We start from the raw sequence: 13,827 nt of genomic DNA on the forward strand, positions 1-13,827 counted from the left end.
ACAATGGAATCCACAAACACCCGCGGCGTCGGGTGGACCTGGTTGGCCGTTCTGGTCGCGGTCTTCATGGTCGCGATCGACACCCTGGTCGTCACGACGGCACTACCGGTGATCCGCGTGGACCTCGGCGCGGACCTGGAGGGTCTGGAGTGGACGGTCAATGCCTACACCCTCACCTTCGCCGTGTTCCTGCTGTCCGGCGCCGCGCTCGGTGACCGGCTGGGCCGGCGGGCGGTGTTCGGCGGGGCGCTCGTCGTCTTCATCGCGGCGTCGGCGTTGGCCGCCCTGTCCGACAGCGTCGGGATGCTGGTCACGGCGCGTGCGATCCAGGGACTCGGCGCGGCCGCCATCCTGCCGCTGACGCTCACGCTGCTGGCCAGCGTGGTCTCGCCGGAGCAGCGCGGGCACGCGTTCGGCCTGTGGGGCGCGATGGTGGGCCTCGGCATCGCGCTGGGGCCGGTCATCGGCGGCTCGATCACCGAGTACCAGTCCTGGCAGTGGATCTTCTGGATCAACGTGCCGATCGGCCTGCTGCTGCTCCCGGTCCTGGCCCGGGTACGGGAGAGCCGGGGCGGGGCCGGGCGGCTGGATCCGGTCGGCACCGTGCTGGTGACGGCCGGCCTGTTCGGGATCGTCTACGGCCTGGTGCGGGGCAACGGCGAGGGGTGGACCAGCGGCTCGGTGCTGACCGGCCTGATCGGCGGCGGGGTGCTGGTGCTGGCGTTCCTGGCGTGGGAGAGCCGGGCGAAGGCGCCGATGGTGCCGTTGAGCCTGTTCCGCACCCGCGGCTTCAGCCTCACCATGGTCGCCGCGTTGATCATGCCGTTCGGGGTCTTCGGCGCCATCTTCCTGGCCACCCAGTACCTGCAGACGGTCCTCGGGTACACGCCGCTGGAAGCCGGCGTGCGTACGCTGCCGTGGACCGCGATGCCGCTGCTGGCCGCGCCCATCTCGGGCCGGCTGACCGACAAGATCGGTGGTCGCCCGCTGGTCTTCCTCGGCCTGATCATGCAGGCCGTGGGCATTGGCTGGGTGGGCCTGATCGCCGAGCCGGACCTCGCGTACGGGCGGCTGGTCATCCCGTTCATCCTCACCGGACTGGGGCTCGGCACGTTCCTCGCACCCGTAGCCCAGCTGGCGATCGGGTTCGCACCGCCCGAGCTGGAGGGCGTGGCGTCCGGCGTGTCGAACGCGATCCGGCAGTTCGGCACCGTGCTGGGCGTGTCCGTGGCGGGTGCCATCCTCGGCGCGTACGGCGGCTTCACCTCGGGTCAGACGTTCACCGACGGGCTCGTGGTGGCGTACCTCGTGGCGGCCTCGGCGCTCGCCGTCGGCGCGCTCGTCACGCTCGGCATCCCGGGACGCGCCGAGCCGCGGCCGGTGCCGGTCGCCCGGTCCGGCGCCGGCCAAACCGTGTCAGCGGCCCGTCGCTGACCGACGTCGGGTCCTGAGTGGACCAAGCTGTCTGAAGTGGACAGATTCGGCTGAACCTCTGGTGGTGCCACCCCGATGGATTGGGGTGGCACCACCATGTGTCGGCCAGAATCGGACGGATGGGTGACGCCGGCCGTGGCGCGCTTCGCTAATTTCAAGGGAAATTCTCTCTCGCGGGCGCGGCGGGGACGGAGCGGAGGGAACCACTACCAACATGGGTGGTGTGCGTCTTAAGTGCGCCGGTGCCGTGGTGCTCTTTTACGAGGCTGACGGCCTTCTGCTGTCCGCCGGGCTGTTGCCCGTCGACGAGCAGCACCATGAGCACCTGCTTGCGTTCCAGTTGAGCTATTTGGGCACCGGGGCCATCACGGTGCACGCGGGCGTCGCCGGCGGTCCGTTGGACGGCTCCGGTTCGGCGCCGGAGGCCGACTTCGCGCCGGTCTCCCTGCATGGCGCCTCGGGGGACCGCCCAGCGCGTGGATGTCGTCGCTGCGCGTGCCGGACACCGAGGTCAACTACCGGCTAACCGTGTGGGGACAGGCCAGCGGTGACGACCGGTTGCGCGGTCAGCTGGTGTCCGAGGTGTCGGGCTATGCCCCGCTGCTCAGCACGGTCACCCGTGCCAGCGTCACCCGGGAGAGCCTGCCGGAGCGGGCCGCCGTCACGACGACACCGTGGAGTAGGCACGGCTGAGGAAGTCGGCCGCTTGGGCATGCGCCACGCCGGCCGCGTCCAGCGTGCCCGTCATCGCGAAGAAGCCGTGGATCATGCCGGGGTAGCGGGTCACCGTCGTGGGCACGCCGGCCTGCGACAACCGGTCCGCGTACTGCTCGCCCTGGTCCCGCAGCGGGTCGTGCTCCGCGGTGATGACCAGCGCCGGCGGCAGGCCGCCCAGGTCGGGCGCGCGTAGCGGCGACGCCAGCGGGTCCAGGCCGTCCGCCGGGTCGGCCAGGTAGTGCCCCCAGTACCAGTCGACCGAGGTGCTGTTGAACAGGTACGGGTCGGTGCCGTCACGCATCGACGGAGTGTCGCTGCGGTAGTCCGTATTGGGGTAGACCAGCAGCTGGGCGGCCAGCGCGGGGCCGGCCTCCCGGGCCAGCAGGGTCACGGCCGCGGCCAGGTTGCCCCGGCGCTGTCGCCGGCTACGGCGAGCCGGTGCGGGTCGCCACCGAACTCGTCCGCGTGCGCGGCGACCCACCGGGTGGCGGCGTGGCAGTCGTGCACCGCGGCCGGAAAGCGGTGCTCGGGCGCCAGCCGGTAGCCCACCGACACGGTGAGGCAGCGCGCGGCATTGGTGAGGCGCCGGCAGATGCCGTCGGAGGTGTCCACGGTGCCCAGCACCCAGCCGCCGCCGAAGAAGTACACCAGGACCGGAAACGGTCCCTCCCCGTCCGGGCGGTAGACGCGGATCGGCAGGTCGCCGCCGGGCCCCGGAATGTGCAGGTCGCTGACCTCGGCTACCGGCTCGGGTGCGCCGCCCCCGGCCTGGATGTCGGCCAGGTCGGCCGCCCGCGCGTCCGCGACGGAGAGGGCGTAGAGCGGCGTCGCGCCGGACTCGATCCGGCGGTCGCGCAGTCGCTGCACCTGGGGGTCGTACGCCACGGGGCCACACCTCCGCGTATGGGGTTGGTCGTTGTCGTGCTCAGACTGACTCGGGCCCCCGCCACGGGGTGAGCCGGGGCCACCATGCCGGGACCGCGTGCCGGTACGTGTCGTAGGACTCGCCGAAGCGCTCGCGCAGCTCGGGCTCCTCGTAGAAGTGCACGAACGCGGCTTGGACCAGCGCTATCACGGCCGCGTAGGCGAGCAGCCCGAGCTGGCCGAACAGGAGCGCCTGCCCGACGATCGTGATCACCACGGCGATGTACATCGGGTTGCGGACGAACCGGTAGATGCCGCCCACGACGAGGTGGGCGGTCGGTGCCACCGGCGCCGGAGTGCCCAGGCCCTCTAGCACGAAGCGGATGAACGCGTGGAGCAGAAAGCCGACACCGGCCGCGAGTAGGGCGGCACCTAGGAAGCGAAATGGAGCCCAGTATGGTAAGGGTTCGCGAAACTGCCAGCCTGCAAGCCAATACGGACCCAATCCGGCCACCAGGCCCGGCGCGAGACAGAAGAATACGAGGCTGCCCGCCGCGGCAATCGTCCTGCGCACCAGGCGATGCTACCCGCGGACACGGGCTAGGGATACCCTGAAGCCTCAGGTGATGAATTCAAGGGGAATCACTGTGGACACTGGGCAGGCGAGCGCGCCGCGGAAGCGGACCGGGCGGCGGGTCGGGCCCACGGTGAGCAACAGTGTCATCCTCGAGATCGCCACGAGCCAGTTCGCCGAGCGCGGCTATGAGGGCACCACGATGCGTACCATCGCGCAGGAGGCGGGCGTCAACACCGCGCTCATCCACCACTTCTTCCTCACTAAAGAGGGCCTGTTCGAGGCCGTGGTGCGGGACGCGCTCAGCCCGCCGGACCTGGTGACCCGGGTGCTGGACGGCCCGCGCGGCCGGGTCGGCGAGCGCACCGTGCGGCACTTCTTCACGTTCTGGGACGTGCCCGCGCACCGGGCCCGGCTGGCCGGCGTGCTGCGCTCGGTGACGGCGGTGGAGGGGGCCGCCGACGAGGTCCGGAACTTCCTCGGTGACGAGGTGCTCTTCCCACTCACCGAGGCTCTCGGTCAGCCCAACGCCCGGCTGCGCGCCGCGATGGCCGGCACCCAGCTGATCGGACTGGCCACGTCGCGGTACATCTTCCGGATCGGCGCGATCGAGTCCGTCTCGGCCGAGCAGTTGGCCGCGACCACCGGCCGGACGTTCCAGACGTACCTCACCGGCGCCCTGTAGCCCTTCGGCGCTTTCGGCTCCGGTCCCGACCTGGTCGGGACCGGAGCCCTTTTTCTTGACGCCTTCCGGACCTTGACGGAACGGTCATCCTCCCTAGAATTCATCAAAGAGGGATGTCACTAGGAGGGGAACTTGTCTGGGATACCCGATCACCGTGACGAAGTGCTCCAGCAACTCACCGAGTACATCCGCCGCGAGATCATCCGCGAGGCGGATGCGGGCGGAGCCGTCGAACTGACCCCGGACTCGCCCCTGCTGGAGTGGGGCATCCTCAACTCGCTGAACACCGTCCGCCTGCTCGCGTTCCTGCGGGACGAGTGGTCCGCCGTCGTGCCGCCCGTGCACATCACGGGCCGGCACTTCCGCGACCTGAACAGCATCACCGACCTCGTGCTCTCCCTGCCACGCAGCTGAGGGCGCGCCCTGACCACGACCGGAGGTCGACGTGGAAGCTGACTTCGACATCGGTGTGATCGGCGGCGGTCCCGCCGGCTCCACCATGGCGTCCTACCTCGCTCGGGCCGGCTTGTCCGTGGCCCTCTTCGAGAGCGAGAACTTTCCCCGCGAACACGTGGGCGAGTCGCTGGTCACCGCGACGACGCCGGTGTTGCTGGAGATCGGGGCCATGCCGGCCATCGAGGCGGCTGACTTTCCCAAGAAGTACGGGGCCGCGTGGACGTCGGCGGAGACCCGCCCGATCGACCACCTCGGCTTCGCCAACCTGACGCACGACTTCCGGGCCGCCGAGATCATGTTCAAGGAGCGCGACCAGCCCGGGGTCGACCGCGACTTCACGTACCACGTCGACCGCGGCAAGTTCGACCTGATCCTGCTCAAGCACGCGGAGAGCCTGGGCGCCAAGGTCTTCCAGGGCGTCCGGGTCAACCGGGTGGACTTCAGCGAGGACCTGCCGGTCATGAAGGTGCGGCTCGGCGGCACGCCGGCGGACGTCCGGGTGCGGATGGTCGTGGACGCCAGCGGCCGGCGCACGATGCTCGGCAGCCAACTGCGGGTCAAGGTGCCGGATCCGGTGTTCAACCAGTACGCGATCCACACCTGGTTCGACGACTTCGACCGGGCGAGCGTGGCCACCGACCCCAGCAAGACCGACTACATCTTCATCCACTTCCTGCCGCTGGTGGACACCTGGGTCTGGCAGATCCCGATCACGGACACCATCACCTCCGTCGGCGTGGTGACCCAGAAGAAGCGGTTCGCCGCGGCGAAGGACGACCTGGAGACGTTCTTCTGGGATTCGGTTGCCAGCCGCCCGGAGCTCTTCCAGGCGCTCAAGCGGTCGAAGCAGCTGCGCCCGTTCAAGTCCGAGGGCGACTACAGCTACGCCATGCGGCAGATCTGCGGCGACCGGTTCCTGCTGATCGGCGACGCCGCCCGGTTCGTCGACCCGATCTTCTCCAGTGGCGTCAGCGTCGCGATGAACAGCGCCCGGATCGCCAGCGCCGACATCATCGCGGCCGCGGCCGCCGGCGACTTCAGCAAGGAGCGCTTCGCGAGTTACGAGAGCACGCTGCGCCGCGGCGTGCGCAACTGGTACGAGTTCATCTCCATCTACTACCGGCTGAACATCCTGTTCACCGCGTTCGTCCAGGATCCGCGATACCGGCTGGACGTGCTCAAGATGCTCCAGGGCGACGTCTACACCGACGCCGAGCCCAAGGCGCTCAGCGAGATGCGCGAGATCGTCAGGGCGGTCGAGCAGGATCCGGAGCACCTCTGGCACCCGTACCTCGGCGAGCTGTCGGCTCCGTCCGCGGCACCGATCTTCTGACCCATCACGTGGCGCGAGGGAGGACCACTGTGACCGCCACCGGCACTGCCCCGTCCAACCTGTCCGTCGACTTCATCGAGTTCTACGTCTCCGACGCGCGAGCCAGCGCGGCGGATCTCGTTGCCAGCTATGGCTTCGAGGTGGTCGGCACCGCCGGCACGCCCGACGTGGACGCCGGCGGCCACCTCTCGGTCGCCGTCCGGCAGCGGGGGATCACCCTGCTGCTGACCGAGGCGCTGGACGACCAGCACCCCGCCGGGCTCTTCGTGCAACGGCACGGCGACGGCGTGGCAAACATCGGATTGGGTACGCCGGACGCGCGCACGGCGTACGCCGCTGCCGTGGCCGGCGGCGCCCAACCGGTCGCGCCGCCCGCCGAGTACCCGGACGGCGCCGTCACCGCGACGATCGGCATCTTCGGCGACGTGACGCACACGTTCATCCAGCGTCCGGCCGCCGCGGAGCTGCCCGGCTTCGTGGCGACCACACCGGAGCCAGCGCCGGGCGCCGCACCCGCGCCGGCGCTGCACGAGGTGGACCACTTCGCGGTGTGCCTGGAGGCCGGCACGCTCGACCAGACGGTCGCTCTCTACGAGGCGGCGCTGGGCTTCGAGGTGATCTTCGAGGAACGCATCGTGGTCGGCGCCCAGGCGATGCTCTCCCGGGTGGTGCAGAGCCCGTCCAGGCAGGTGACCTTCACGCTCATCGAGCCGGACAGCTCCGCGGAGGCCGGGCAGATCGACGACTTCCTGAAGGACAACGCCGGGCCGGGCGTGCAGCACGTGGCGTTCCGCACCGAGAACATCGTGCCGGCGATCTCCGCGCTGGTGGGCCGGGGCGTGGCGTTCCTCAACACGCCGGCGGCGTACTACCGGCTGCTCGCCGAGCGGCTGGACCTGGCGCGCTACGGCACCGACGAGCTGCGGGAGCTGAACATCCTCGTCGACGAGGACCACGACGGGCAGCTCTTCCAGATCTTCGCGCGCTCGACCCACCCGCGCCGGACGTTCTTCTTCGAGGTGATCGAGCGGCTCGGCGCCCGGACGTTCGGCAGCGGCAACATCAAGGCTCTCTACGCGGCCGTCGAGGCGGAGCGGATCAGCACACCTGGCCTGCCGTGAACGTCGCGGTGGACCAGCCCGCCGTCCGGTATCCCGAGCCGGGCCTGGCGGATCTGCTCTGCCTCGACGACGTGGAAGCCGCGGCCCGGCGGGTCCTGCCCGCCGGGATCCGCGACTACGTCGCCGGTGGCAGCGGGGCCGAGCTGACGCTGCGCGCCAACCGGTCGGCGTTCGACTCCGTCTGCCTGGTGCCCAGGATCCTGGCCGGTGCGGGCGGCTGTGACCTGGCCACCCGCCTGCTGGGCACCGATCTCGCGATGCCGGTCGGCGTCGCGCCGATGGCGTACCAGCGGCTGGCCCATCCCGACGGCGAGTTGGGCCTGGCCCGGGCGGCCCGGGAGGCCGGCGCGGTCTACGTCGCCAGCATGCTGAGCAGCTATCCGATCGAGGAGATCGCGGCCACCGGTGCCGCGGTGTGGTTCCAGCTCTACTGGCTGCACGACCGGCGCCTGGTTTGTGACCTGCTCGAACGCGCCGAGGAGGCCGGCTGCCGCGCCATCGTGCTGACCGTCGACGTACCCCGGATGGGTCGCCGGCTGCGCGACATGCGCTCCGGATTCGCGCTGCCCGACGGCATCGTCGCGGCGAACCTGCCGGCCGCCGCCGGAGCGGCCGCCGGGCAGCGGCAGGCGCGCGGCTCCGCGCTGATGGTGCACACCAGGGACGCGTTCGACCCGCCCTGTCCTGGCTGGAGGTCGACTGGCTGCGCCGGCGCACCCGGCTGCCCCTCGTACTCAAGGGGATCCTGCACCCGGACGACGCGGTGCGGGCCGTGCAGCTCGGGGTGGACGCGGTGGTCGTCTCCAACCACGGCGGGCGGCAGCTCGACGGCGCTGTGTCCAGCGTCGCCGCGCTCCCGGCGGTACGCGCCGCGGTCGGCGACCGGTGCGAGCTCCTGCTGGACAGCGGCGTACGCGGCGGCCTGGACGTGCTGCGCGCGCTGGCGCTGGGCGCGAGCGGCGTGCTGCTGGGCCGTCCGGCGATGTGGGGCCTCGCCGCCGGTGGCGAGGACGGCGCCCGCCGGGTTCTGGATCTGCTGCGGACCGAACTGGAAGACGCCATGACGCTCGCCGGCTGCGCCGATGTGGCCGCCGCACGGTGGGTCCGGACCGTGATACCAGGGAGTGGGGCCGATGACCGACCTGCGCGTGAGACCGACCGAGCAGACCCTGACCAGCTCCGACCTGTACGCCGCGCTCAGCGATCCCGCGCTGGAGTCGATGAACTTCCTCAACGAGGTCGCCGGCCGCTACCCGGCGGCCATCTCGTTCGCCGCCGGCCGGCCGTACGAGGAGTTCTTCTCGGCCGACGACGTGCACCGCTACCTGGACCGCTTCCGCGAGCACCTGCGCGAGCGCGGCTACGACGAGCGCCGGATCAACACCACCCTGCTCCAGTACGGGCGTACCAAGGGCATCATCGCGGACCTGGTCGCCCGCAACCTCGCCCTGGACGAGGGGATCGAGGTCGACGCCGAGTCGATCGTGGTGACGGTGGGCTGCCAGGAGGCCATGTACCTGGTCCTGCGCGCGCTGCGTACCGGCGACCGGGACGCGCTGCTCGTCGTCTCTCCGAACTACGTCGGCATCACCGGAGCGGCGCAGCTCGTCGACATGCCGGTGGTACCGGTGCGGGACGGCCCGGACGGCGTCGACCTGGACGACCTGCGGGCGGCGGTGGCCCGGACGAGATCCTCCGGCCTGCGGCCGCGCGCGCTGTACCTCGTGCCGGACTACGCCAACCCGTCCGGCGCGCGGCTGACCGTGGACACCCGGCTGCGGCTGCTGGCGGCGGCCGAGGAGCACGGGTTGCTGCTGCTGGAGGACAACCCGTACGGCCTGTTCCACGACGGCACCCGGATCCCCACGCTGAAGGCGCTCGACAGCGCTCGACAGGTGATCTACCTGGGCTCGTTCGCCAAGACGGGGATGCCCGGGGCGCGGGTCGGTTACGTCGTCGCCGACCAGGCCGTGCACGGCGGGGCCCGGCTCGCCGATGAGCTCGCCAAGATCAAGAGCATGCTCACCGTGAACACCTCGCCGCTGGCCCAGGCGGTCATCGGCGGCAAGCTGCTCACGTACGGATGCAGCCTGGTCGCGGCGAACGAGCGGGAAGCCGCCGCCTACCGGCGTAATCTGGCCGCGGTCCTGGACGGCCTGGCCGCGCGCTTCCCGGACGGCGACGTCACCTGGAACGCGCCGACCGGCGGGTTCTTCGTGGTGCTCACCGTGCCGTTCGAGGCCGACGACGCCCTGCTGGAGTACTCGGCCCGCCGGCACGGCGTGCTGTGGACACCCATGCGCCACTTCTCCGCGGACCGAGATCCCGCCGGCCGGCAGATCAGGCTGTCGGTCAGCCTGCTCACCCCGGCGCAGATCGAGACCGGGCTGGACCGGTTGGCGGCCCTGTTCGCCGAGGCCACCGCGGGGCCGGCGGCATGACGCCCGTCGCGCCGCCGGCGCCGGAACTGGTCCTGCACCTCCTCATCCAGCTGTCGTCGCTGCTGCTGTTGGGCCTGCTGCTCGGCCGGATCGCGGCGCGCTTCAAGCTGCCGGCGATCGTGGGCGAGTTGCTGGCCGGCGTGGTGCTGGGCCCGTCGCTGCTGGGGCACCTCAACTTCGACGCGTACCGGTGGCTCTTTCCCGCGAATCCCGAGCAGGTGCACCTGCTCGACGCGGTGGCCCAGGTGGGCGTGCTGCTGCTGGTCGGGGTGGCGGGCGCGCACATGGACTCCCGCCTGATGCGCCGGCGCGGCGCCACCGCCGCCCGGGTCAGCCTCGGCGGCCTGCTGATCCCGCTGGGACTGGGCATCGGGCTCGGGTTCCTCGCGCCCGAGCGTTTCCTGCCGGGCGACACGGACCGCGTCACGTTCGCGCTCTTCCTCGGCGTGGCGGTGTGCGTGACCGCGATCCCGGTGATCGCCAAGACGCTCGCCGACATGAAGCTCATGCACCGCGACGTCGGGCAGCTCACCATGACCGCGGGCATGGTCGACGACGCCGTCGGCTGGTTCCTGCTGTCGGTCGTCTCGGCGATGGCGACCGTCGGCCTGCACGGCAGCAACGTCGCCCGTTCGGTGCTTTACCTGTGCGGCTTCGTCCTGTTGGCCTGGCTCGTCGGGCGGCCGCTGGTCCGGGGCGCGCTACGCCTGGCCGCCCGTTCGTCCGAGGACGGACCGACCATCACCACGGTTGTCGTGATCGTCCTGGCCGGCGCCACGATCACCCACGCGCTGCACATGGAGGCGGTCTTCGGGGCGTTCGTGGCGGGCATCCTGATCGGCTCGCCCGGCGTGGTCGATGCCAGGCGGCTCGCACCGCTGCGGACGGTCGTGCTCACCGTCCTGGCGCCCATCTTCCTGGCCACCGCCGGCCTGCGGGCCGACCTCACCGTGCTGGGCGACCCGCAGGTGCTGCTCGCGGCCGTGATCCTGCTGGCCGTGGCGATCTTCGGCAAGTTCGCCGGTGCCTACCTGGGGGCGCGCGCCAGCCGGCTTGGCCACTGGGAGGGTCTCGCGCTGGGCGCGGGCATGAACGCGCGGGGCGTCGTGGAGATCATCGTGGCGATGGTCGGCCTGCGCTTGGGCATCCTCGACGTCACCTCGTACACCGTCGTGGCGCTGCTCGCCATCGTCACCTCGCTGATGGCGCCGCCGCTGCTTCGGCTGGCGATGTCGCGGGTCAGCGCGAACGCCGACGAAATGCTGCGGCAGGCGGACCAGGAGCAGTGGGCGGAACCCACCGCCCGAGTCCCTCGATCGTGAGGCTTCAGGATCGGCGGGATCCGCGGAGCACGAGGTAGAGCAGGCCACCGGACAGGAGGCCGACACAGAGCATCAGCACGGACAGGACGAAGGCGCCGGAGTGGCGCGGGGCAGCCAGCACGCCCACTCCGGCGACGATGACGATGAAGGCGATCCAGCGCAGCAGTGCCTTGCCGACCTCCGGGCTGAGCATCAGACACGCCCTAGGCCGGACTCGCGCTTGCGCCGCGCCAGGTCGGGGTCGGGCTCCGGGACGGCCTCCAGCAGCGCCTTGGTGTATTCGTGCGCTGGCTGGTTGATGACCTGGGGCGTGGGCCCGGACTCGACGACCTTGCCGTGGTGCATCACCATCGTGTGCCCGTGCCAGCCGAAGTACTTCGCGATCGCCAGGTCGTGCGTGATGAACATGAAGCCCACGCCGAGGTCGTCGCGCAGCCGCTTGAGCACGTTGAGGAGGCTGACCCGGATGGAGACGTCCAACATGGACGTTGCCTCGTCCGCGATGATCAGGCGTGGGCCGAGGGTGAGCGCGCGCGCCACGGCCACCCGCTGGCGCTGCCCGCCGGAGAGCTGGTGCGGGTACTTGGTGAGGAACTGCTCCGGCGGCGTCAGGTCGACCTCGGTGAGCAACTCGCAGGCGCGCTGCCAAGCCTGGGCGCGCCCGCGTACGAGGCGGTGCCGGCGCAGCGGCGCGGAGATGGTGCCGAAGACGTCGCGGATCGGGTTCAGGGAGGCGTACGGGTCCTGATGGATGTACTGGACGCCGCGGCGGAATCGGGTGAACCCCGCACCGCTCAGTTGGTGGATGTCGTCGCCATCGAAGCGCACCACGCCGCTGGTCGGTTTGGTCAGACCGGCGGCGATCCGGGCGGTGGTGGTTTTGCCGGAGCCGCTCTCGCCGACCAGGCAGAGCACCTGCCCGCCGCAAGGCTCAGGCTGACGTCGTCGACGGCCCGCACGTGGCCGCCGCGCGCGGAGAAGATCTGGGTCACCCCGTCGAGGGCGATCAGCGGTTCAGCCACCGGAAGCCACCACCTTTCGCTCGAACGTGACCTGGTCGGAATGGTGGCACGCCGTCTCGTGCCGGACGCCGACGGACGCCAGTTCCGGGTCGGTTTCGGTGCAGTCCCGCCGGGCGTACTCGCAGCGGGGGTGGAACGGGCAGCCGGGTGGGAGGTTGAGCAGGCTCGGCGGCCCGCCGGGGATCGAGGCCAGCTCCGGAAGGTCACCCACCACCGGGGGCACGGCCTTGAGCAGACCCACCGTGTACGGGTGGCGCGGCTGGTAGAAGATGTCGCGCACCCCGCCGAGCTCGATGACGCGTCCCGCGTACATGGTGGCCACGCGGTCGGCGAGTTCGGCGGCCAGCGGAAGGTCGTGCGACACGAAAATCATCGCGAAACCCAGCTCCTCGCGCAGCCCGTGGAGCACGTTCACGATGGCCCGCTGGGTGAGGATGTCCAGCGCCGTCGTCGGCTCGTCGAGGACCAGGATCTGCGGGTCCAGCAACAGGCTCATCGCGATCAGTACGCGCTGCTTCATGCCGCCGGACAGCTCATGGGGGTACGCGGAGAGCACCCGCTGCGGGTCGAGTCGCACCTTGCGCAGCGCGTCTTCGCAGCGGCGGCGGATGTCCTCCGTGGACATCCGGCGGCGGTGCGCCCGGATGGTGTCGCGCATCTGGTCGCGTACCCGCAGCACGGGGTTGAGCGAGTTCATCGCGCCCTGAAACACCATCGCCGCCTCGCTCCAGCGGAACCGGCGCAGCTGCTCCTTGTCCAGGGTGAGCAGATCCACCACGGTCCCGTCGCGGCGGCGGTAGCGCACCTCGCCCGCCGGTGTGGAGCCGAGCTTGGGTAGCAGCCGCAGCAGGGCGAGGCCGAGCGTGGTCTTTCCGCAGCCGCTCTCGCCGACGATGGCGAGGCTCTCGTTGGGGAAGAGGTCGAAGCTCACCCCGCGCACGGCGCGTACCGGGCCGGCCGACGTGGCGTATTCGACGACCAGGTCGCGTACGGACAGGATCGGTTCCACCGTCGCTCCTAGCTTTCCCGCAGCCGCGGATTGAGGATCTCCTCGAACGAGCGCGTCATCGTGACCAGCGACAGTTGCAGGATGCTGATCGCGATCACCGGGGCGAGCACGTAGAAGATGCTGTCCGAGAAGAAGATGGCGCCGCGGGTCCATGCCTTGTTGAGCATCGCGCCCCAGTTGTCGTCGACAATCGGGGCGAGGCCGAGGAAGTAGAGGCCCACGAGCGCGTAGATCGCGTTGGTCATGGTGATGACGAAGTTCATCATGATGAACGTCGCCATGTTCGGCAGGATCTCCCGGGCCACGATCCGCGGCGTGCCCAGATCCAGGAGTTGGGCCGCCTCGACGTACTCCCGCTCCTTGAGCGAGAAGACCTGGGCTCGCACCGACCGCAGCAGGTACGGCCACGAGAACGCCCCGATGATCACCGCCAGGAGCCACGGACTGTCCAGTTTGTACAGCGAGGCGAGGACGGCGAGCAGGACGATCTGCGGGATCGTGAGCACGATGTCGGTGACCGTCACGATGACCGAGTCGACCCACCGGCCGAGGTACGCGGCGAGCGAGCCGAAGACGATGGCCACGAACGTCGAGATGGCGGCGGCTACGACACCGACCAGGATGACCGACCAGCCGCCGTTGATCATCTGGATCGCGATGTCCCGGCCCTCCGAGTCGGTGCCCAGCGGGTGGGACAGGCTCGGCGGGAGGTAGACCGCGTTGAGGTCGGTGGGCAGGTAGCCCGGCGTGAAGAGCGGCCCGACCAGTGCGAACAGCACCATCAGCGCGAAGACGACGAAGCCCACGAAGCCGGCCTTGGACCGCATCAGCGACCGGAGGAACGTCATG

Annotated in this window: 14 protein-coding genes and 2 pseudogenes; 9 read left to right on the forward strand and 7 right to left on the reverse strand. The window is 70.5% G+C overall.

Annotated features, from left to right (window positions below):
* Positions 1-3: 3 nt before the first annotated feature.
* Positions 4-1,434, forward strand: a complete 1,431-nt coding sequence (locus tag Prum_RS24835; RefSeq protein ID WP_173078671.1) for a DHA2 family efflux MFS transporter permease subunit — start codon at positions 4-6, stop codon at positions 1,432-1,434.
* A gap of 154 nt (positions 1,435-1,588) precedes the next feature.
* Here the strand turns inward: Prum_RS24835 and Prum_RS24840 are convergent, their stop codons facing one another.
* Positions 1,589-1,753 carry a hypothetical protein gene (locus tag Prum_RS24840; RefSeq protein ID WP_173078672.1) on the reverse strand — a complete coding sequence of 55 codons (165 nt, stop codon included), beginning with the start codon at positions 1,751-1,753 and terminating at the stop codon, positions 1,589-1,591.
* 161 nt (positions 1,754-1,914) lie between these two features.
* Here Prum_RS24840 and Prum_RS24845 point away from each other — a divergent pair, with 161 nt between their 5' ends.
* The gene (locus Prum_RS24845) at positions 1,915-2,127 is read left to right on the forward strand and encodes a hypothetical protein (RefSeq protein ID WP_173078673.1); all 213 of its coding nucleotides are present in this window, start codon (positions 1,915-1,917) and stop codon (positions 2,125-2,127) included.
* Here the strand turns inward: Prum_RS24845 and lipP1 are convergent.
* Both lipP1 and Prum_RS24855 read right to left on the reverse strand, forming a co-directional pair.
* Positions 2,096-3,036 (reverse strand): annotated as a pseudogene (gene lipP1 / locus Prum_RS24850) (LipP1 family hormone-sensitive lipase). The gene Prum_RS24845 and the pseudogene lipP1 sit on opposite strands and share 32 nt — an antisense overlap.
* Positions 3,037-3,076: 40 nt before the next feature.
* Positions 3,077-3,589 carry a methyltransferase family protein gene (locus Prum_RS24855; protein ID WP_173078674.1) on the reverse strand — a complete coding sequence of 171 codons (513 nt, stop codon included), beginning with the start codon at positions 3,587-3,589 and terminating at the stop codon, positions 3,077-3,079.
* Between the two features lie 73 nt (positions 3,590-3,662).
* Here Prum_RS24855 and Prum_RS24860 point away from each other — a divergent pair, with 73 nt between their 5' ends.
* The 7 genes and pseudogenes from Prum_RS24860 to Prum_RS24890 all read left to right on the forward strand — a co-directional run bounded on the left by Prum_RS24860 (position 3,663) and on the right by Prum_RS24890 (position 10,947).
* Positions 3,663-4,274: a TetR/AcrR family transcriptional regulator gene (locus Prum_RS24860; protein ID WP_173078675.1), complete on the forward strand. Its 612-nt coding sequence runs from the start codon at positions 3,663-3,665 to the stop codon at positions 4,272-4,274.
* A gap of 162 nt (positions 4,275-4,436) precedes the next feature.
* A complete protein-coding gene (locus Prum_RS24865) occupies positions 4,437-4,688 on the forward strand; it encodes an acyl carrier protein (RefSeq protein WP_173078676.1) in 252 nt (83 codons plus the stop codon).
* Positions 4,689-4,719: 31 nt separating this feature from the next.
* Positions 4,720-6,063, forward strand: coding sequence for an NAD(P)/FAD-dependent oxidoreductase (locus tag Prum_RS24870; RefSeq protein WP_173078677.1), 1,344 nt, complete (start codon positions 4,720-4,722; stop codon positions 6,061-6,063).
* 29 nt (positions 6,064-6,092) lie between these two features.
* Positions 6,093-7,184 carry a 4-hydroxyphenylpyruvate dioxygenase gene (gene hppD / locus Prum_RS24875; RefSeq protein WP_218577324.1) on the forward strand — a complete coding sequence of 364 codons (1,092 nt, stop codon included), beginning with the start codon at positions 6,093-6,095 and terminating at the stop codon, positions 7,182-7,184.
* Positions 7,185-7,192: 8 nt separating this feature from the next.
* Positions 7,193-8,295, forward strand: a pseudogene (locus Prum_RS24880) (alpha-hydroxy acid oxidase); the annotation flags it as partial.
* Between the two features lie 22 nt (positions 8,296-8,317).
* Positions 8,318-9,625, forward strand: coding sequence for an aminotransferase-like domain-containing protein (locus Prum_RS24885; protein ID WP_173078678.1), 1,308 nt, complete (start codon positions 8,318-8,320; stop codon positions 9,623-9,625).
* Positions 9,622-10,947: a cation:proton antiporter gene (locus Prum_RS24890; RefSeq protein WP_173078679.1), complete on the forward strand. Its 1,326-nt coding sequence runs from the start codon at positions 9,622-9,624 to the stop codon at positions 10,945-10,947. The genes Prum_RS24885 and Prum_RS24890 overlap by 4 nt, the downstream gene beginning before the upstream one ends.
* A 4-nt stretch (positions 10,948-10,951) precedes the next feature.
* Here Prum_RS24890 and Prum_RS24895 read toward each other — a convergent pair whose 3' ends face one another.
* The 4 genes from Prum_RS24895 to Prum_RS24910 form a co-directional block, all read right to left on the reverse strand.
* Positions 10,952-11,140, reverse strand: coding sequence for a hypothetical protein (locus Prum_RS24895; protein ID WP_173078680.1), 189 nt, complete (start codon positions 11,138-11,140; stop codon positions 10,952-10,954).
* Positions 11,140-11,862 carry an ABC transporter ATP-binding protein gene (locus Prum_RS24900; RefSeq protein WP_218577325.1) on the reverse strand — a complete coding sequence of 241 codons (723 nt, stop codon included), beginning with the start codon at positions 11,860-11,862 and terminating at the stop codon, positions 11,140-11,142. The genes Prum_RS24895 and Prum_RS24900 overlap by 1 nt, the downstream gene beginning before the upstream one ends.
* 99 nt (positions 11,863-11,961) lie before the next feature.
* Positions 11,962-12,978: an ABC transporter ATP-binding protein gene (locus Prum_RS24905; protein ID WP_173078681.1), complete on the reverse strand. Its 1,017-nt coding sequence runs from the start codon at positions 12,976-12,978 to the stop codon at positions 11,962-11,964.
* Between the two features lie 8 nt (positions 12,979-12,986).
* Positions 12,987-13,826, reverse strand: coding sequence for an ABC transporter permease (locus Prum_RS24910; protein ID WP_173078682.1), 840 nt, complete (start codon positions 13,824-13,826; stop codon positions 12,987-12,989).
* Position 13,827 lies beyond the last annotated feature (1 nt).

Source organism: Phytohabitans rumicis (genome assembly GCF_011764445.1).
In the GTDB taxonomy this organism is placed as follows: Bacteria; Actinomycetota; Actinomycetes; order Mycobacteriales; family Micromonosporaceae; genus Phytohabitans; species Phytohabitans rumicis.

What these genes read in the sequence shown, in the direction of transcription:
- Prum_RS24835 (WP_173078671.1), top strand. Translation starts at nt 4, where the DNA reads ATGGAATCCACAAACACCCGCGGCGTCGGGTGGACCTGGTTGGCCGTT.
- Prum_RS24840 (WP_173078672.1), bottom strand. Translation starts at nt 1,753, where the DNA reads ATGGTGCTGCTCGTCGACGGGCAACAGCCCGGCGGACAGCAGAAGGCC.
- Prum_RS24845 (WP_173078673.1), top strand. Translation starts at nt 1,915, where the DNA reads ATGTCGTCGCTGCGCGTGCCGGACACCGAGGTCAACTACCGGCTAACC.
- Prum_RS24885 (WP_173078678.1), top strand. Translation starts at nt 8,318, where the DNA reads ATGACCGACCTGCGCGTGAGACCGACCGAGCAGACCCTGACCAGCTCC.
- Prum_RS24890 (WP_173078679.1), top strand. Translation starts at nt 9,622, where the DNA reads ATGACGCCCGTCGCGCCGCCGGCGCCGGAACTGGTCCTGCACCTCCTC.
- Prum_RS24895 (WP_173078680.1), bottom strand. Translation starts at nt 11,140, where the DNA reads ATGCTCAGCCCGGAGGTCGGCAAGGCACTGCTGCGCTGGATCGCCTTC.
- Prum_RS24910 (WP_173078682.1), bottom strand. Translation starts at nt 13,826, where the DNA reads ATGACGTTCCTCCGGTCGCTGATGCGGTCCAAGGCCGGCTTCGTGGGC.